The organism is Vibrio sp. CyArs1 (assembly GCF_022432925.1).
Lineage (GTDB): Bacteria > Pseudomonadota > Gammaproteobacteria > Enterobacterales > Vibrionaceae > Vibrio > Vibrio mediterranei.
Genome location: NZ_JAKRBO010000011.1, coordinates 81937 through 100334, shown reverse-complemented (window position 1 = coordinate 100334; position 18398 = coordinate 81937). Strand labels below are relative to the sequence as shown.

Annotated in this window: 16 protein-coding genes; 10 read left to right on the top strand and 6 right to left on the bottom strand. The window is 45.5% G+C overall.

Translation table 11 applies throughout. The annotated features are described in order from the left end of the window. Positions 1-352: 352 nt before the first annotated feature. Positions 353-916, bottom strand: coding sequence for a porin family protein (locus tag MMA19_RS23275; protein WP_006072048.1), 564 nt, complete (start codon positions 914-916; stop codon positions 353-355). Between the two features lie 118 nt (positions 917-1034). After that, on the bottom strand, positions 1035-1889 hold the full coding sequence (locus MMA19_RS23270; RefSeq protein ID WP_051868215.1) for a LysR family transcriptional regulator: 855 nt from the start codon (positions 1887-1889) through the stop codon (positions 1035-1037). A gap of 159 nt (positions 1890-2048) precedes the next feature. On the opposite strand from MMA19_RS23270, the gene MMA19_RS23265 reads away from it, so the two are divergent. From MMA19_RS23265 to MMA19_RS23220, 10 genes are all read left to right on the top strand, one after another. Further along, the gene (locus MMA19_RS23265) at positions 2049-2927 is read left to right on the top strand and encodes a LysR family transcriptional regulator (protein WP_240207373.1); all 879 of its coding nucleotides are present in this window, start codon (positions 2049-2051) and stop codon (positions 2925-2927) included. Between the two features lies 1 nt (position 2928). Then, positions 2929-3753, top strand: a complete 825-nt coding sequence (locus MMA19_RS23260) for a LysR family transcriptional regulator (RefSeq protein ID WP_240207372.1) — start codon at positions 2929-2931, stop codon at positions 3751-3753. A 17-nt stretch (positions 3754-3770) separates the two neighbouring features. Further along, positions 3771-4223: a hypothetical protein gene (locus MMA19_RS23255; protein WP_240207370.1), complete on the top strand. Its 453-nt coding sequence runs from the start codon at positions 3771-3773 to the stop codon at positions 4221-4223. Positions 4224-4373: 150 nt separating this feature from the next. Next, on the top strand, positions 4374-5399 hold the full coding sequence (locus MMA19_RS23250) for a hypothetical protein (protein ID WP_124940479.1): 1026 nt from the start codon (positions 4374-4376) through the stop codon (positions 5397-5399). Between the two features lie 60 nt (positions 5400-5459). Beyond that, the gene (locus tag MMA19_RS23245) at positions 5460-5978 is read left to right on the top strand and encodes a transporter suffix domain-containing protein (protein ID WP_031494526.1); all 519 of its coding nucleotides are present in this window, start codon (positions 5460-5462) and stop codon (positions 5976-5978) included. Positions 5979-6640: 662 nt separating this feature from the next. Continuing rightward, complete coding sequence (locus MMA19_RS23240) at positions 6641-8359, top strand: ABC transporter ATP-binding protein (RefSeq protein ID WP_006072061.1); 1719 nt, start codon at positions 6641-6643, stop codon at positions 8357-8359. 85 nt (positions 8360-8444) lie between these two features. After that, positions 8445-9998 carry an ABC transporter substrate-binding protein gene (locus MMA19_RS23235; protein ID WP_006072063.1) on the top strand — a complete coding sequence of 518 codons (1554 nt, stop codon included), beginning with the start codon at positions 8445-8447 and terminating at the stop codon, positions 9996-9998. Positions 9999-10142: 144 nt separating this feature from the next. Beyond that, on the top strand, positions 10143-11120 hold the full coding sequence (locus MMA19_RS23230; protein ID WP_006072065.1) for an ABC transporter permease: 978 nt from the start codon (positions 10143-10145) through the stop codon (positions 11118-11120). A 2-nt stretch (positions 11121-11122) separates the two neighbouring features. Next, positions 11123-12067: an ABC transporter permease gene (locus tag MMA19_RS23225; RefSeq protein WP_006072067.1), complete on the top strand. Its 945-nt coding sequence runs from the start codon at positions 11123-11125 to the stop codon at positions 12065-12067. A gap of 115 nt (positions 12068-12182) precedes the next feature. Then, positions 12183-13118 carry an SPOR domain-containing protein gene (locus MMA19_RS23220; RefSeq protein WP_240207368.1) on the top strand — a complete coding sequence of 312 codons (936 nt, stop codon included), beginning with the start codon at positions 12183-12185 and terminating at the stop codon, positions 13116-13118. A 3-nt stretch (positions 13119-13121) separates the two neighbouring features. Here the strand turns inward: MMA19_RS23220 and MMA19_RS23215 are convergent, their stop codons facing one another. From MMA19_RS23215 to MMA19_RS23200, 4 genes are all read right to left on the bottom strand, one after another. Then, a complete protein-coding gene (locus tag MMA19_RS23215) occupies positions 13122-14138 on the bottom strand; it encodes an acyltransferase (protein WP_240207366.1) in 1017 nt (338 codons plus the stop codon). A gap of 115 nt (positions 14139-14253) precedes the next feature. After that, positions 14254-15753: a glycoside hydrolase family 19 protein gene (locus MMA19_RS23210; RefSeq protein WP_240207364.1), complete on the bottom strand. Its 1500-nt coding sequence runs from the start codon at positions 15751-15753 to the stop codon at positions 14254-14256. A 267-nt stretch (positions 15754-16020) separates the two neighbouring features. Further along, on the bottom strand, positions 16021-17376 hold the full coding sequence (gene gorA, locus MMA19_RS23205; RefSeq protein ID WP_006072074.1) for a glutathione-disulfide reductase: 1356 nt from the start codon (positions 17374-17376) through the stop codon (positions 16021-16023). Between the two features lie 220 nt (positions 17377-17596). Continuing rightward, the gene (locus MMA19_RS23200) at positions 17597-18295 is read right to left on the bottom strand and encodes a glutathione S-transferase family protein (RefSeq protein ID WP_240207363.1); all 699 of its coding nucleotides are present in this window, start codon (positions 18293-18295) and stop codon (positions 17597-17599) included. Between the last annotated feature and the right edge of the window lie 103 nt (positions 18296-18398).

Sequence of the window (18398 nt, the reverse complement as noted above, 5' to 3'; positions counted from 1 at the left end):
GGTGAATAGCGCAGCTTGGTAGCGCATCTGGTTTGGGACCAGAGGGTCGGGGGTTCGAATCCCTCTTCACCGACCACCATTTAAAAGCCTCGTCGAAAGACGAGGCTTTTTTTCGTTTGAAATCTGGTTTATTGAACCGAAAGTTGGATGACAAGGTGCAATACACTTTCGTCTTTAGTAGCTTTGTTTGTTAAATATCTAGTTCATGTAAGTCTTGTCATGTGATGAGGATTTTTGCATTTTGGGATGGTAATAAATAGAGTGAAAGGTAAAGGCAGCGAAGAAAAAGTTTGGTGCTAAGTTGGAGTGGGCAAGTTGCATCCTTGCAAACTTGGTTAGGTTGTATAGAGAATTAGAATTTGTAAGCTAGGCCTAGGTTGATAGAGTGCGCATCAAACTGCTTGTGGTTAGACAGCTTCATTAGCTCTAAGTTTGCGCCTAGTGAGTTGGTAAAGTTGTATTGAGCACCAACACCGTATGAGAAGGAATTGATGGTCTTTTTGTTGTCATTTCCTTTATAACCAGCTTGTTTTAGGCGGATATTATTTACACCGGCCAAACCGTATAGCTCAATGCTATCTGAGACGTTGAACTTAACTTTGCCGTAAAGAGCCGTTTGATGGTCAACGGCCAAACCTTGACTATTCTTTTCTATCTTGCCACTGTCGCGACTGTGACGCATTTCCGCCCCAAACATCGAGTTAAAGTCGTAACCAGCTTTAAGACCTAGAGAGCGAAAGTTACTCTTTACTGATGTTTCAGTCTTTGAATTTACTACATTGTCAGTGTTCTTAGCTGACATCGCACCTAGATAGGTCCCCAGATAAAAACCAGAATCGCTTGTGGCTAAAGCTGGAGCTGAAACTGCGCCCATTAAAGCTAGCAAAGTAGCGGTTTTCAAAGTTGCTTTTTTCATATTTTCCTCGTTTTAAAGTTTGGTCTTTTGACCCTATTGTGTGTTTCGAAGCGCATAGTAATCAGGAGCGCGTTTTTGTAAAAATCAGACTCTGTCGATGTTTATGACAGAGGCGACGCTAGTGCGAGACGTGCTGACGAAGAACGTTATAGAGCACTTCTCGTATTCCATTAGCACAGTGTGAATCGCGGTAGCCAAGGCCAAACTTACTTCGCTGAATGGCTTCGCGGTGATTGATGATGACGAGCTCATTGTTGTTCAACTCATGTTTAATCGAGTCTTGATCGATACAGATCCATCCAATGCCATCTTTGGCGAGTTGTCTTGCGGTTGCCACGTTGTTGACCGACATGGTGTCGAACTTGTAGCTACCCCATAAAGATTCATTTTGCTGCGTAATAGCTATAGCCAAATGCTGACTGAGCTGTTCTGTAGAGACTTCATCTAGTTGGGCGATAGAATGTTGAGGCGCGCAGACTGAAACGAATTGGCGCTGTGTGACATTCATAAACTCCCAGTGACCAATCCCGCTATAGGGATAGTGACTAATAATAAAGTCGTAATCAGATGACGCGATGAGGTCATCACAAGGCGAAAATTCAATCTGTAGATCCATTTCAGCATCAATGTCGCGCAGCTGGTGGATAAGATGAGAAACAATTTTCGGGTCGATAAATGTCGTGATCCCAAGTCGGATGCAGCCTGCGCCTGAACCGTTTATTTTCTCGACGTGAGACGCTAACTTTTCAGACAGCAGTAGAATGGATGATGCTTTATCCAAGAGCGCTTGACCTTGTTCTGTTAACACGGGTTTGTGCCCAGCACGATCAAACAGCTCGATCCCCCAATCCAACTCAAGATTGGCGATCCATTGACTTACTTGGACCCGACCTTTGTTCATCGCTTTTGCAGCAGCGGAAATGGAGCCGAGCTCGGTAGTAATAACAAACGCTTTGATGGCATTGATATTCATAAGAACCTCATATAGAAATTGGGTGAATGTGCTTGTCTTATCCCGCATTCCCTACATGATGTTGCAAGCCCAAATCAGTGCTTTCCCTAAAACGTGAGGCCATGTTAAATATCTTTGATAAACTAATATCTAGAGCTAATGGTTTAAAAAGGTTATCACTTGGCATCAATTGAGCAGTTAGAGAGCTTTGTCGCTGTTGCGAAAACAGGATCGGTGGTAGCGGCGGCTGAAAAGCTTGGCAAGACTCACGGCCCGGTAAGTCTGGCGATACAGAATTTGGAAAGCCGCTGGGGTGAGTTGTTTGTCGTTGGCTCGGGCAAGAAACAGTTGTCGGAAAAAGGGGAGGCGATACTCCCTTGGGCAGAGGCCGTAATTGCTAGCTACTATGAGCTTAAAAATACAGTGGTCGTTGAGTCGCCAACACAGATGATACTCGGTGTTGATATCGCTTTACCTCGAGTCTGGCAACAAGAAATCTTAGCTTCTATCATCGATTTGGATATCAGTATTAGAGTCAATTGCTTGCCTAGTGATGAATTGATTGCTGCCTTTAATGCTCAGCGCCTAGATTGGATAGTGACACTGGTTGATTTACCTTGGCCCGAAACGCCAAACTTTTTTTCACTTGGTACTGTGGATAGTCATTTGATTACCAGTAGTGAAAGGTTGTTAGAATCTAGCAACCAGCCGTCAATCGTATTCGACAGTGGGCACCTTCTGACACTGCCTCAACTCTCTATCTCTCATGTTATGCGAACTTCCGCTCCAATATACAGGCGATTCGATTTCCCTTGCCCTTGGCAAATTCAAGTCACTGATCATCAGCAAATAGCCGCCATTCTCTCGGAGTTACCAAGTCATACGTCTGCGGTGCGCAACAATATTGAACTAACGGACACTATGAAAATCGTAACAGAACCACACCTCAAGGCGACTTGGGGGGTATTAGTTTTCTGGGGAGAGCATTTAACAGGGAGTCAAGCGTTGCAATGTTTGACAGACTGGGCGATGAACAAGTCAACGGAAGGTAGACAATAGGATGACTCTTGATCAAATCAAAACCTTTGTTGCCATTGCCCATCATGGCAGCATGAGAAAAGCGGCACGAGCACTTGGCAAAAGTCAGCCAGCGCTTACGGCAACTGTGAGTCGTTTGGAAGCTTCTCTTGGTTATGAGCTGTTTATTAAAGGTACTCGGCCACTTAAACTGTCCTCTTTTGGTCTGAAATTTCTGCCGCGAGCAATGGAGTTTGATGATGTGCTGGCCCTCACTCACACGTTCTCCAGCAAAGAGAATGTCAAAAAGCTGCGGGTTTGTTTTGATTACGGCATCGCACTGGATGAAGTAAATCAGCTCTCTCAACTTATCATTGCTGACAATTCGCTTCGAAGCGTAGATTTGTTTCGCACTGATACTGCAACCATTCATCAGCTACTGATAAAACAGCAATGTGATTTAGCATTGACTCAACCATTACCGCATTTAGCTCCTTTTCTTGAAGCTCAACATGTTGGAGAGCGCCAGTTTGTCGAGGTACAGGCACCGTTACAGATAAACAAACAGCATCGGGTTATGTTTGTTCACGATGAAAGCGGACAGCCGCTGTGGATCAACGATACGGACCAACACAAAGACCTTATTTCATTTAACCGACCGGCCGATATGCTTGAGGCCTTGATAAATTTTTATGGCAAAGGTTGGCTACCAAAAGGTGAGGTAACTAGGGCTTTGAGTGAAGGTAAAGTAGAACTGACGGAAAAGCCTAGCTATCAAAAGCGATTTAGCTTGGTATGGCAGCAGTTAAAAGCAGAAGCCAAGTTGGTTAATCGCCTAGCTCGTTATAGTCAGTTGAACGGAACCTAGTTGGTAACCAGAGTAGTATGGATTTACGTTCAGAGTTTAAGTTTCTTGCTGAACTTAACTCGACTACGCTACCGTTCGGAAAAATACGTGCAAAGGTGATAGAAATGGGCCGTTTACGAAAGCTCTCCTTCATGTTGGTGTTAATCGCCGCTCCTTCCTTACGTGCAGCAGACTATGTCGCTGAATTGCAACTCAATGTTGTGAACATATTTAGTGGTGATGTCACTATTGGGTTGCGAGAAAGCAAGTTGATTAAAAAAGACAAGCATACCCGCGTGTTGCTGGTCAGCGAGTCGTCAGTGGAAAACAATATTGCCGACTTGCATTACACCATTATCGAGCAAAGTAATAGTGAGCCGTTAAAATCGAATCAGCTGCAATTGCCCAGCATGACAACTTATGTTGGTAGTGAAGCGGGTGTTGAAGTTGAGGGGGGGGGTTCCTATCGAGTTGTGGTCAGGGCGCATTAGCCTCCTATTTCAGTTGTCTTCTTGTATCCGCCCAAAGTGAAAGCCTTTCGCTGCGCTGAGTGTTTTTTGCACTTTAGCCGATTGGGTTAACCTCAAAGTGTTCATCGGAGAAAGGACTCTCTTTTTCTAACTCGTTTGAGGAGTAATCTTATGTCGAAAATGACAACACAAAACCAAGTTTATGTACCAGCTGCAACCAAACACAGTTATGGGGAGTTCAACCTTTATGGGAAGCTTCTAGAGGTGATTGTGGGTTATAGCCAGAACTTCCGCCTGCCAGTACTAACAGAAGAGGTAAAAGCAACTTATCAGAGTGTACTTCAGCCCGACTTATATGATCTCTGTGAAAAAGCGGGAGGACAGTTACTTTCTCATGCTTCTCCGCCATTTTCTGCGGCTTTAGAGCGTGAGAATGATGCGTTGGTCAAGGCGTTTCAGAGCTTTGGCGTAAAGGTTCACCAGGCTAGGGAAGTGCCTGAAGAAGAGATAACCGCGTGCCAAAGAACGAATGTCTTTACCCAAATCTTCGCTGCAGAACCTATTTGGGTTGTAGGTCGAAATGTTTTGGAGAATGTTTGGGCAAGCGATATGGGCTGGGCTTCTATTGCGCCAGTGCGAGAACTCCATCAGCCATTTATTGATGGTGATAACCACATTTTACATTACACGGCACCAAGGCCGACGCTAAGTCGAGATTATATTTATGAGGGGGGAGATGTACTCAACTTAGGCGATGGAAGAGTACTGGTGGCAACGGGCCCTTCATCAACTAACGCTCGTGGCGCTGAATGGGTTAAGCGCATGCTAGAACATGATGGTTACCAAGTATGCATAACAGAAGTGGAGGATACAGGAATCCATCATTTGTTCGCCGTTATGTGTGTAGCCGGCCCTAAACTTGTTATCGCCTATCGAGATGCCTTTCCAAAGGGCTTACCTGAATTTATGGATGACTTTGATGTGGTATGGGCAAACAGAGAAGAAGCGCTGGCAACCGGGCCTTGTGCAGTGATGCTTGATGAAAACCACATCTTAATGCCAGAAGAGACCCCAGCCCTCAATCGAAAACTGGAAGCAAAAGGGCTAACGGTTGTGACCGTTCCATTTGCTCATCACGCGAAGCTTTGTGGTGGAATACGCTGTAAGACCTCAGTGCTCCGCAGGGACATACACTAGTCGCTTTCCCCTTCTATCCTCCCCTTATTCTTATATGAGGGGTAACAGGGTGTTCGATAAATGAAATTAGATTTTGGCGTTTTGTTCCGCTCAGTATTAGCTTATTTGCGAGTTAGCTTGGGCATGGTGGCACTGTTGCTCGCTTTATCAAGTCCGTTACTAATTCCCTTGATTAGTTCAATGGAGATTTGCAGCAGTAAAAAAGCGCTACTTAGCGGTGCAATGATTTTTGGTGTACCTGAAGTGGCGACTATTGTCGCTCTGTGCTTGTTAGGCAAGGAGCGCCTGCAGCAAATCAGAAATTGGTTTGTCAGACATTTACTGAAGCTCAAACCTAGCCGGCACTCGACAAGGCTTAGCTACTATATGGGATTACTACTGATGGTAGTGGCAGGCCCTGTTATGAATATTGTGCTGTTTTACTTTCCAACCTTTGGAGTGGGCTGGATAGAGTATCGAAAGGTAATAGCACTGGCTTGCGATATCACCTTTGTAGCGGCGATATTTATCGCGGGCGAACAATTGTGGAGGAAAATAGAAGCTATTTTCCGTTTTGAACCGACAACTACACCTCACTAAAACGTAATTATGGCGCTTGATGGGTGATTTGACTGTTAAGTGCCATTGCTACGGCTAAATCTTCAGTGGTTCGTCTATGAAAACTTCCATTGAATAACATTTCCCCCATTCTTCATGAGTAAGAATTGGAGCTAAATTCTACCGATCGAACGATGGCCAGTATTTTGTTCAGTATGCAGGGTTGTGACTTGTTGTAAATCACAATAGCGGAAAATACTGTGTAATCGAATTATCAAAGTGATCAGTGTATTAAATGTGATAAAGATCTAGAGTTTGGTGCTGCACTCTGTCATGTTACAAAATTTATGTTTCTATAGTGTTAAAACTACATCAGAATAAATATGCGGGTGGCATTAGTCATAAATATTGCCGATAACGTGAAGTTCGGCGTTTTATATTCGTTGTCTAGCACGAATTTCTGAGTGTACATCAACTTTTCATGCCACTTGTACCACTACTATATGTACTTAAACTGCATATATATTTATTTATACTGCTTTAGATTTGCTCAATTTCGAATTTTTATCCTATTTTTGTTGCTTTTCTGTGAAAGATTTGCCAAATTGATGCCCTTATAAATAGTCAGCAGAAAATGCTGCCTAAGAATGGATTCAATTTTTCAGACAGGGGCAGAAAGCTGCCAAAGCAGTAGAGGTCTGGTAATGTCACTATTAGAAGTAAAAGATCTTCGTATCGAATACCCATCACGCCATGGGGTACATGCCGCGGTTAAATCTTTGTCGTTCAATATTGAACGCGGCGAAATAGTTGGTGTGGTTGGGGAGTCCGGCGCCGGCAAATCAACGGTAGGTAACGCAGTTATCGATTTGCTTTCACCTCCTGGCGTTATTGCTGGTGGTGAGGTTTTCCTAGATGGAGAAAAAGTCTCTGGTTTAACGCCAGAAGCGATGCGCAAAGTTCGTGGCTCAAAAATCGGGTTTATATTCCAAGACCCAATGACCTCTCTCAACCCACTATTCACTGTTGAGCAACAATTAAAAGAAACCATCCATGCCAATATGAAGGTATCGGATGATGAAGCGTATCAACGCGCGCTCAATCTTATGAATCAAGTGGGTATCCCACAACCAGAAAACCGCTTGAAGCAATACCCTCACCAATTCTCTGGTGGTATGCGTCAGCGTGTGGTGATCGCTATCGCGCTTGCCGGCGAACCGGATCTTATCATTGCGGATGAACCTACGACGGCACTTGATGTATCGATTCAGGATCAAATTTTAGGTTTGATTCGCGACCTGTGCATCAAGAACAATGTTGGTTGTATGTTGGTGACGCACGATATGGGTGTGGTTTCTAACGTAACGGATCGCGTAGCGGTAATGTACCGTGGTGACTTGGTAGAGTTTGGGCCAACGGCAAAAGTACTGGGTGAACCTGATCACCCATACACACGTAGCCTGATTTCTGCAGTACCGCGTTCAGATATGAAACTCGATCGTTTCCCTCTTGTGAGCTACATCGAAGAAGCACATGAGATGGAACCGTTGGATGTTAAGAACCACTGGTTGGGTCAAAGCCAAGATCACCGTGATTATACTGGTCCGCTTCTTAACGTAGAAAACGTCAACCTACGTTTCGTTACTAAAGATTCGCTATTTGAAAGCCGACGTGAGTATGTTCAAGCATCAAACAACGTTAGCTTTGAAGTACATGAAGGTGAAACGTTTGGATTAGTGGGTGAATCGGGATCGGGTAAATCGACCATTGCACGTGTGATTGCAGGTCTCTATGCCCCTAACTCTGGCAAAGTCACGTTTGAAGGTATTGACCTTACGTCGCTGAAGTCTGAGAAAGAGCGTCGTCCGATGCGTCGCCAGATGCAGATGGTGTTCCAGAACCCGTATACGTCGATGAACCCTCGTATGAAAATCTACGACATCATTGCAGAGCCGATTCGATTCCATAAACTGACGGCAAACGAAAGCGAAACTAAGCAAATAGTCGAAGACCTGCTTGAGCACGTAGGCCTAGGAAAAATGGCGGGAGTGAAGTACCCACATGAATTCTCAGGTGGTCAGCGTCAGCGTATTTCTATCGCACGTGCACTAGCAACGCGTCCTCGTTTGTTGATTTGTGATGAACCAACGTCGGCACTTGATGTATCGGTTCAGGCTCAAATACTTAACCTACTCAAAGATCTACAACAAGAACTTAATCTGACCATGCTGTTCATCAGTCATGACTTGCCGGTAATTCGTCAAATGTGTGACCGAGTGGGCGTGATGCAAATGGGTACTCTATTGGAAGTGGCACCGACGGAGCAGTTGTTTACTGATCCGCAGCATGAATACAGTCAGCACCTAATTTCCTTAATGCCTGAATTCAAAGGCTTAAGAGATGATGTAGCAAAAACGGCGTAAGCCATACAATTCCCTATTGGGACTCGATAACAGAAGCAAACACAACAACAAGGGATCCGGATCCCCGCATGAAGGAGTTATGCAAATGAGAACCATGAAAAGCAAATTAGCAGTGGCGCTAATGGCAGCGGGCCTAAGTTTTAATACTCTGGCAGCAGATATCAAAGTTGGCTATGCAGCTGACCCAGTATCTCTAGACCCGCATGAGCAGTTGTCTGGTGGCACATTGCAAATGTCACACATGGTATTTGACCCACTCGTTCGTTTCACCCAAGAAATGGACTTCGAACCTCGTCTAGCTGAAAGCTGGGAACGTGTGAATGACACGACGGTTCGTTTTAAGCTACGTGAAGGCGTTAAGTTCCACTCTGGTAATGACCTAACAGCAGACGATGTTGTTTGGACATTTAACCGTCTTCAAAGCTCTCCTGACTTTAAAGCTATCTTCGACCCGTATGAGAAAATCGTTAAGGTTGATGACTACACGTTTGACCTAGTGACTAAAGGTCCTTACCCACTTGTACTGCAAACAGCGACGTACATCTTCCCTATGGATAGCAAGTTTTACTCAGGTAAAACGGCAGATGGCAAAGACAAATCTGAGCTAGTTAAGCACGGTAACTCTTTTGCATCGACGCATGTTTCTGGTACTGGTCCATTCATCGTAACGGCTCGTGAGCAAGGCGTTAAGGTTGAATTTGAGCGTTTCGCTGATTACTGGGACAAAGAATCTAAAGGTAACGTAGACAAGCTAACACTAGTACCAATCAAAGAAGATGCAACGCGTGTAGCAGCACTTCTTTCTGGCGGTGTTGACATGATTCACCCAGTTGCGCCAAACGACCACAAACGTGTAGCTAGCGCTGAAGGTGTTGATCTAGTGACGCTACCTGGTACGCGTATCATCACATTCCAAATGAACCAAGAAAGCAACGAAGCACTGAAAGATGTTCGCGTTCGTCAGGCGATTGTTCACGCAATCAACAACGAAGGTATCGTGAAGAAAATCATGAAAGGCTTCGCAACAGCTGCTGGCCAGCAAAGCCCTGCAGGCTACGTTGGTCACAACGATGCGCTTGTTCCACGTTACGACGTGAAAAAAGCGAAAGAGTTGATGAAAGAAGCTGGCTATGAAAATGGCTTCACGCTAACGATGATGGCACCTAACAACCGTTATGTGAACGACGCGAAAGTAGCGCAAGCAGCGGCAGCGATGCTGTCTAAGATCGGCATCAAAGTAGATCTTAAGACAATGCCTAAAGCGCAATACTGGCCAGAGTTTGATGTGTGTGCAGCAGACATGATGATGATCGGTTGGCACTCAGATACTGAAGATTCAGCGAACTTCAACGAGTTCCTAACAATGACTCGTAACGAAGAAACGGGTCGTGGTCAGTACAACTGTGGTCACTACTCAAATCCAGAAATGGATGCGATTGTTGAAGCAGCAAACGTAGAAACGGATCCTGCTAAGCGTGCTGAAATGCTGAAAGGCGTTGAGGCGACACTATACAACGACGCAGCATTCGTACCGCTACACTGGCAAAGTGAAGCGTGGGGCGCGAAGTCTAACGTGAAAGCAGCAGCAATTGTTAACCCAATGGTAATGCCTTACTTTGGCGACCTAGTGGTTGAATAATCACAAGTGATTGTGATGTAGGAGGGGAGTGTTCCCCTCCTCAATTCTCTCTACTCAGCTCAGTTTGTTTCAGTCGGATTGAGCGGTTATTAAGACTGAATGTTTCTCTCTCAATGAGATCTATGGATAGTTAAGGGGCAAGGAATGTTTTCGTTTCTGGTCAAGCGCCTGTTTCAGGCACTGATAGTGATGTTTGTGATCAGTTTGGTGGCGTTTGCCATTCAGGATAACCTGGGTGACCCGCTGCGTGAGCTTGTAGGTCAGTCGGTTTCGGAAGCAGAGCGTCAAGCACTGCGTGATGAGTTGGGCCTCAACGATCCTTTCGTAACAAAATACACTCGTTTTATTGGTGCAGCGCTGCAAGGCGATCTTGGCACTTCATACTTTTTCAAACGTCCTGCCGTTGAGGTTATTCTCGATAAGCTGGTGGCAACACTAGAGCTGGTATTCGGCGCGACGCTTATTATTATTTGTTTATCGATACCACTTGGTGTGTACTCGGCAATTCACCCAAAGAGTTTCTTTACCAAGCTGGTGATGGCCGGCAGTAGTATTGGTATCTCGATTCCGGTTTTCCTAACGGCGATCATGCTGATGTATGTATTCTCTATTGAGTTAGGCTGGCTACCGTCTTTCGGGCGTGGTGAAACTGCGAACGTGCTCGGTTGGGAGTCTGGATTCTTCACAATCGATGGTATTAAGCACCTTATCTTGCCATGTATCGCATTGGCATCGATTATGTTGCCACTTTTCATTCGCTTGGTTCGTTCTGAAATGTTAGAAGTACTGAGCTCCGAATACATCAAGTTTGCGAAAGCAAAAGGGCTACCTCTTAAAAAAATCTACTATCAACATGCCCTTAAAAACACGATGTTACCTGTTTTGACCGTTGGTGGTGTTCAGATCGGTACTATGGTGGCGTATACCATCCTGACTGAAACCGTCTTCCAGTGGCCTGGCACAGGCTTCCTTTTCCTTGAAGCGATTAACCGTGTAGATACACCATTGATTACCGCTTACGTTATTTTCGTTGGCCTTATCTTCGTGGTGACGAACACTATCGTTGACTTGTTGTACGGCTTGATTAACCCAACCGTAAACCTAACTGGAAAAGGAGCATAACCATGAGCCAAGCAAATGTAGCTGCTGCTCCTTCAGCGTGGGAGCGTTTTAAAAACTCGGACTTCTTGTATTACTTCAAGCGCGACAAAGTCGCTATGGCAAGTTTTACGGTCTTCATGATGTTCTTGGTGTTAGCACTAGCTGCGCCTGTCATCGCCCCTACTGACCCATATGATTTATCGTCTATCGATATTATGGACTCGGAGCTGCCGCCATCTTGGATGGAAGACGGTGACGAGAACTTCGTATTAGGCACCGATGACCAAGGTCGGGATATTTTATCCACCATTCTTTATGGTTCTCGACTGTCTCTGACCATTGGTTTCCTAGCGGTAGGTTTACAGTTATTCCTAGGTATTGTGATTGGTCTATCAGCGGGTTACTTCGGTGGTCGTATCGATAGCTTCTTGATGCGTTTTGCTGATGTTCAGTTGTCGTTTTCAACCATGATGGTTGCGATCATAGTCTCTGCTATCTTTAAGGCCAGCTTCGGCACTGAGTTCTATAGCCAATATGCCGTGACAATGCTGGTCGTGATAATTGGTGTGGCGGAATGGCCGCAGTATGCACGTACTATCCGTGCCTCGGTTCTTGCAGAGAAAAAGAAAGAGTATGTAGAAGCAGCGCGAGTGATGGGCTTTAGAGCGCCACGTATCATGTTCCGTCATATTCTGCCTAACTGTTTGTCGCCAATTTTGGTTATCTCAACGGTACAGGTTGCGAATGCAATCATGTCCGAAGCGGCGCTGTCGTTCTTAGGTCTTGGTCTGCCAGTAGACCAGCCATCATTGGGCTCTTTGATCAGTATCGGTTTTAACTACATTTTCTCTGGTTCGTGGTGGATTACCGTGTTCCCAGGCATTGTTCTGATTACCTTAGTGTTGGTTATTAACCTATTAGGTGACTGGCTACGTGATGTATTCAACCCGAAAATCTACAAAGGGTGATCCAGAGTGATTGATTTTTAATCCCGATCGTCACTACACTAAGAGTCGCAGATAATTGCGGCTCTTTTTATTTGTGCCGCTGATAACAATAGCCAAGAGTGTTCAGAGGATGTTTATGAGCTCTTTAAATGGTGTAAAGGGATTCGGTTGTTTTTCGTTTAGTGCTTTGTTGGGCACCTTGTTGTTAACCAGTAGTGTGGTTCCTTTACCAGTTTATGCTGAGGATGCGTTGTGTGACGCTTCCCAGCCCTCCACCAATGAACTGCCGGTTTTAGATAAATCCTGTCCGATTGGAAATGGGATTTGGAGCAATGACGTTCCTGTGAGCGCAACATCGCTTTATTGGATTCAGTGCGGCATTCTTGATGCACCCATGGCACTAACTCAAGCGAAAACCTTGTACGCCAAAATCACCACCGATGTTTGGATGCTGCCTCAGAAAAATAGCTATCGTTGTCTGATTGGTCCATACAGCGATGCTGAGATCGCCAAGCAAGAGCTTGTTCAAGTCAAAGCCTTATCTGGTTATCGTGATGCTTTTATCCGCCAAGTGGAACGCAACGCTTCTGCCAATACACCTCAACGTACTGCCAAAGTGACGCAGCAAGTTCCCGCTAAAACGGCTAAGCCGCTGACATCCAAGCCAGTAGCAAAAGCGATTGAGAAGCCAGTAAGGAAAGCAGAGAAGATAACGCCTCTTGCGACCAGCGCTAAGGCTTCATTGGGTGTTCGGTTAAATGCGGAAGTTAATGGACAGCGTTATAGCGTGCCTTATATCGCTAATAGTAGTCATCAGTTCTATATGGAACATGATAAAGCGTGGAACCGCTTGAGTTATCAGTCTGCCATAAAGGTATGCAGTGACCTTGATATGCATTTGGCGAGTAATGAAGACTGGCAAGCCTTGGTAAAATCACAAGTGATGCAGAAAAATCGCTGGCCACTACAAATGCCGTATTGGGGAGATGGTCAGAAAGGGCTGTTTACTAATGGCAAAGTATCACCGTTAAAAGGCAATACTTTGCTCAATGTAGTGTGTGTGGGTAAATAACCTTTAAGGCAATAACCAACGAGTCTTACTGCTGAGTGACAACAACCAACTTGTTGCTAATGCCAAACTGCCGCTGACAATAACCCAAAATGGAATCATATAGATTGGGTGACCTTGATGTAGGCCGAGTTCGTTCATCGGCCACAGGAATAGTGGGTGAAGAATATAAATACCCAAGCTGTATTTACTAATAAAGCTCACCACTTTCTTTGCTCCTGGCCAAAGCTTGTCGGCGTAGGCTTTGCAAACAATAAATATCATACTGGCCGCTAGGACGGTATTTAGAGTCTTGTAAGAGAACCAGCGTCCAACATAATAACGACCTTCGTCAATACTTCCGTGAACTACCATATAACTGCTCAGCGCCATCGCGCCAATACCCAGAATAATGGACACAGTAACCACGCCTCGGCTCGCTGGCAGCTTTTGATACAGGATATAGCCCAGAGGTAATAAGCCCATATAAAGCCAGAACTGCTCGCTCCAAGGACCATCAACTCTTAATAAGAACAACAGCGTAGTGAGTAACCAAAGGCCGGTAAATGCGTAAAGTGCGCTGTCATCAAACTTGCGAACGAACACCTGCAAGAACGGGATCGCCACATAAAGCGGAATAAAGTAGTAAAAGAACCCAAGATGGTAATAGGTCTGATGGTGATAGCTCTCAGATAAGACTTCTTTAACCCTATTGCCGTTAAAGCCTTCAATGGTCCATCCGGATAAGTAAGCGTAGAAAAGTGACCATGCGATAAATGGAATCAGCACTTTGCCGAGACGACGAGACAGATAATATTTCATATCAAACGGTCGTTTGTCGTTGAGCATGAGAGCGCCGGTTATCAAAACAAACACCGGGACTGCCCAGCGACTGAATCCATTAAAGGTGATAGCGGTAACCCATTCGCCCATAGGGATCTGTCCGAGTTCATGACGGTAAGGGCCTAGCGCATGAATAATGATGACAGCGAGTGCCGCCACACAGCGCATGGCATCGAAGAAAAATATGTGCTTTTTATCCATTAATAACTCCTTACAGTCTTTAGAAACTATAAGAAATATAATCAGATGCGGGAAGAGTGCTTAGATAAAAGTTGTGTAAAAACTGCTCCATACAGAGCAGCTTTTACTGGTTTGATCACACAGAAGGGCAAACGACTTCACCCCAGAACCAGTTTGATTGTGTGGGTGACTCCCAAACACCAGGGTTGTTCTTAGCAATAAAACACTTTCCTTGGTAGCTTACGGTATCGCCATTGCTGACAGATGTACTACCCGGAACCCAAGTAACTAGATTAATTTCAGGTGGCGTGGTGGTGCTTCCACCACTATTCCCGTCGCCAGTACCTCCATTGCCGTTATCTGTTGAGGGAAGAGTGTCCACAATCCGCACTTCTGGCCAATTGGCGTGGGAGCCATAAAAGTTGGTGACGCATTTTTCATAGTCACCGGGTACGAGAGCAGAGTAAGCAGTTTGGTAACCGACCATGTTACATTCAAAAGAGACGCCTTCAGGACGGTCAGCATGATAAGCCCAACTGGCTTCCCAGTTAGTATAAAGTACATCTGTTGCGCCGTTTAAGTTCAAGCTTCCATAAGGGGTTTGTTGCCAACACGTATTGGTCTCGTCGGCTTCAATGGGAATCTGATAGTGTGCAGCGAGCCCTTCCCAGTAACGAATTCGGTTAACTGGCTGCCCTTTGTTTTTATTCTGCTCCCCACATTCAATACCACCATTGATGATGTTGATGGTGGTACCAAACCCATAGCCAATACCAGCCTCTACTTCTCGCTGAGATGGGACCCAACTTCTATCAATAACATGCAACATGGCGGGCTTTGGTGCTTGTGGCGTTAAGAAAAACCAGATAGCAGAGGCGAGGTTTAACCACGAGTCAGCCACAAGCGCTGGGTTATCGAGTAACACCGTTGCATCACCATCAAACATCACTTCAGAAAAAGGACCGTAGTTGAAGTGGTAAGAGAGTTGTTTAGCGCCACGACCAAAATAGCCTTGGTTGGCGGCGCAAGGCCAACGTTTGTTTTGCCAATCATTCTGACCACACCCCGTGGTATAGCCTGGCTGTCCTTCGGACCAACCCATTTCGCGCACATGAACCAGTGCTTGCTGCCATTCTTCGAGAGCTAAAGGGTTATCCCAAGAGTTATCCTTGGCGATGTGGCCGCCGGTCTCTTGGGCAAAATGGGCGAAGGCGGTCACGATGGAACGCTTACAAATAGCATCGGCATCTCGATTGTCGCTATAGTCACCACAAAACGCTGGAAATTTACCAATAGCCTGTAAAAAGCGCTGATAGGTGTACTCTGGCGCAGCCATATGAGTGAGAAAGTCCCATTCATCACGTGGGAAGACTCGCTCAGCCCGTTTTACGTTACTTGGGTTGGTTGCTAAGCCTGCATCAATCGAATCCACGATAGAGTTTGAGGCTGTCTGCAATGCCTCAGCCCACACACTGTACATGGGGTTGCCAGTTTTGCTTGCTTCACTATTTTGTATGTCGCTACGGGCAATAATATACCCGGTTGGATTTTGTGGATCAGGGAGCGGGTTTACCGCAAGGGTAGGTAAGCTTAAGCAGGCAGTGCTTGCTGCCATAAGCCATCGAGAGGTTTTCATCTGACGTTCCTTTTCAATATTATTTATCTAGGCTAGATAGATTGACCTGTAGTGAGAAGGCGTTACTTTCTAGCGCAACAAACTATAGAAAAGGCCATGGAAGAGTGATCGTGAAACCCATGAATTTCGTGCTTGATGCTTTCTCTATGCGAGGCATTTCAAACCTTACTTGAGTGGTTAAGGTGAAACTCTCGTTGAAGTGTGCAATGACTCTAAAACAAAAAAGCCCAGCATGAGGTGCTGGGCTTTGAAAATAGAGTGTATGCGTTAACGCATCGTCACGAATTCCTCAGAACCCGTTGGGTGAATTGCCACGACAGAGTCGAAGTCTGCTTTGGTCGCGCCCATCTTCATCGCAACACCAAAACCTTGAATCATTTCATCAACAGTAAAGCCGATGCCGTGCAAGCCAACAACCGTCTCTTCTGGGCCAGCACAAACCAGTTTCATCTTACATGGCTGGCGATGCTTGGTTACTGCTGTGTACATAGCAGTGAAGCCAGAGGTGTAGACTTTGATGTTATCTTTGCCGTACTTCTCTTCCGCTTGTTGTGTGGTTAGGCCGATGGTGCCGATAGGTGGATGACTGAATACCACAGTTGGTACTAGGTCGTAGTCCATCTTCGCATCTGGTTTGTTGTTGAATAGGCGCTCAGAAAGCTGGCGACCTGCTTTAACGGCAACTGGAGTGAGCTCAATGCCGCCTTCCATAATGTCACCAACACAGTAAATACCATCTACATTCGTGGTTTGGTACTCATCGACTTTGATGTAGCCACGATCGTTGGTTGCCACACCGGTAGCACCAAGATTAATTGCATCTGTCGCTGGGTGACGACCGATTGCCCAAATCAAGGTATCAACATTTTGGCTCTCACCGTTTTCAAGATGTAGCGTTAGGCTACCGTCCGCCTCTTTAACCACTTCTTTAGGCACGGAGTGGGTGTGCAGCGTTGGACCTTCGGTATTCATTACTTCAACCAACGTCTCGATGATCATTGGGTCAAAGCTACGTAGAGGTGATTCTTTACGGCAGAATAGGTGAGTTTCTGTACCTAGTGCGTGTAGTACACCTGCGATTTCTACTGCAATGTAGCCTGCGCCGATAACTGCAACGCGTTTTGGCTGCTCGCTTAGCTCAAAGAAACCATTAGAATCGATGCCGTATTCTGCGCCTGGAATATTTGGAATGGTTGGACGACCACCAACGGCAATAAGGATGTGATCAGCTGTGTAGTGCTCGCCGTTCACTTCGACAGTTTTCGCATCAACAAACTTAGCAAAACCACGAATGACATTAACTTTGTTGTTGCCAAGCACGCGATCGTAAGATTGGTGAATACGGCCAATGTATGCTTGGCGGCTCTCAACCAGTTTGCTCCAATCGAAGCCTTTAACGTCGACATCAAAACCATAGTCTTCTGCGTAAAGGTTCATCGCTTCAGCAACTTGTGCACCGTGCCACATGACTTTCTTTGGCACACAGCCAACGTTTACACAGGTACCGCCAAGATCTTGAGCTTCAATCAGCGCGACCTTCGCGCCGTACATTGCCGCACGGTTAGCAGATGCGATACCGCCGCTGCCACCACCAATACAGATATAGTCAAAATGCGTTGCCATTACGTTCTCCGAGAGCTTATTAATTTTATGATTGCTAGTAACAGATACATTGGGGTGAAGAGTAGGGAACTCAATATCATCGCAATGTTTTGTTAAGAATCGCTATCCACACTATAAATCGAGTCTAGCAACTTTCTCCAATGGGAAAAAGCAGAGTTAATTATGAGTAATAACGATTAATGACGAGATAAGAGGGCATTACGCCCTCTATAAAAGTCGCTTAGCCACAACAGCTTGATATTGAGCAATCTTGTTTAGCTTGTACGTCTTTTCCAGTAGCAAGGTAAGTATTAGTTAGGTAGAAATCAGCAAACCGCGTTTCAAAGTCGCTAGAGACGGTCTTCTCGACCAATCCTGATTCCATGATGTTGCGTTGCCACACTTGCATTTTTGGCAGTCCGCAGAAAAAATCATAACCTGAATACGCTTTAACAATCGCAGCGCGATGCAAGAGTGGTAACCACGCCATATCAACATTGCTGAAGGTGTCCGACTTGAAGAACTTGGTGTTGCCAGATAGCTGGTTCTCTGCCCTTTGGAATGCTTTAATCAGCTTTTCCGCACGCTCTTCAAAGGTCTCTTTATCTTTGCTACTCATTGTGCCGCATTGAGCAAGGTAGTGTTTGGAGCCTAAATAGCTCCATGCACGATCGAGTGCGCGCTGCTCGTTACTCACGCCTTGCTCAATCGGACCATATTCATCTTCGATGTATTCAATGATAGCGTCTGATTCAAACAAAGCGGTACCTGATTCAGTGACCATCACAGGCACCTGACCATTGGGTGAGATATCTAGGAACCATTGTGGCTTGTCTTTTAGGCTGATGTATTCAATCTCATAGGGAATGTGTTTTGCTTCCAGTGCAGCAGTGACACGTTGGACAAAAGGACAAATCTTAAAGCTAACAATCTTAATCATCTGGGTTTTCCTCACTAGGCTATTAGGGTGTACTCATTGCACATGGCTTCGGTACTTTCACTAGTAAGACGGGGGAGGTGAGAGAAAGACGAAAATAATTTCA

Excerpts from the sequence above, each read along its gene's own strand:
- MMA19_RS23275 (WP_006072048.1), bottom strand. The coding sequence starts at position 916 with ATGAAAAAAGCAACTTTGAAAACCGCTACTTTGCTAGCTTTAATGGGC.
- MMA19_RS23270 (WP_051868215.1), bottom strand. The coding sequence starts at position 1,889 with ATGAATATCAATGCCATCAAAGCGTTTGTTATTACTACCGAGCTCGGC.
- MMA19_RS23260 (WP_240207372.1), top strand. The coding sequence starts at position 2,929 with ATGACTCTTGATCAAATCAAAACCTTTGTTGCCATTGCCCATCATGGC.
- MMA19_RS23255 (WP_240207370.1), top strand. The coding sequence starts at position 3,771 with ATGGATTTACGTTCAGAGTTTAAGTTTCTTGCTGAACTTAACTCGACT.
- MMA19_RS23250 (WP_124940479.1), top strand. The coding sequence starts at position 4,374 with ATGTCGAAAATGACAACACAAAACCAAGTTTATGTACCAGCTGCAACC.
- MMA19_RS23245 (WP_031494526.1), top strand. The coding sequence starts at position 5,460 with ATGAAATTAGATTTTGGCGTTTTGTTCCGCTCAGTATTAGCTTATTTG.
- MMA19_RS23240 (WP_006072061.1), top strand. The coding sequence starts at position 6,641 with ATGTCACTATTAGAAGTAAAAGATCTTCGTATCGAATACCCATCACGC.
- MMA19_RS23235 (WP_006072063.1), top strand. The coding sequence starts at position 8,445 with ATGAGAACCATGAAAAGCAAATTAGCAGTGGCGCTAATGGCAGCGGGC.
- MMA19_RS23230 (WP_006072065.1), top strand. The coding sequence starts at position 10,143 with ATGTTTTCGTTTCTGGTCAAGCGCCTGTTTCAGGCACTGATAGTGATG.
- MMA19_RS23225 (WP_006072067.1), top strand. The coding sequence starts at position 11,123 with ATGAGCCAAGCAAATGTAGCTGCTGCTCCTTCAGCGTGGGAGCGTTTT.
- MMA19_RS23220 (WP_240207368.1), top strand. The coding sequence starts at position 12,183 with ATGAGCTCTTTAAATGGTGTAAAGGGATTCGGTTGTTTTTCGTTTAGT.
- MMA19_RS23215 (WP_240207366.1), bottom strand. The coding sequence starts at position 14,138 with ATGGATAAAAAGCACATATTTTTCTTCGATGCCATGCGCTGTGTGGCG.
- MMA19_RS23210 (WP_240207364.1), bottom strand. The coding sequence starts at position 15,753 with ATGAAAACCTCTCGATGGCTTATGGCAGCAAGCACTGCCTGCTTAAGC.
- gorA (WP_006072074.1), bottom strand. The coding sequence starts at position 17,376 with ATGGCAACGCATTTTGACTATATCTGTATTGGTGGTGGCAGCGGCGGT.
- MMA19_RS23200 (WP_240207363.1), bottom strand. The coding sequence starts at position 18,295 with ATGATTAAGATTGTTAGCTTTAAGATTTGTCCTTTTGTCCAACGTGTC.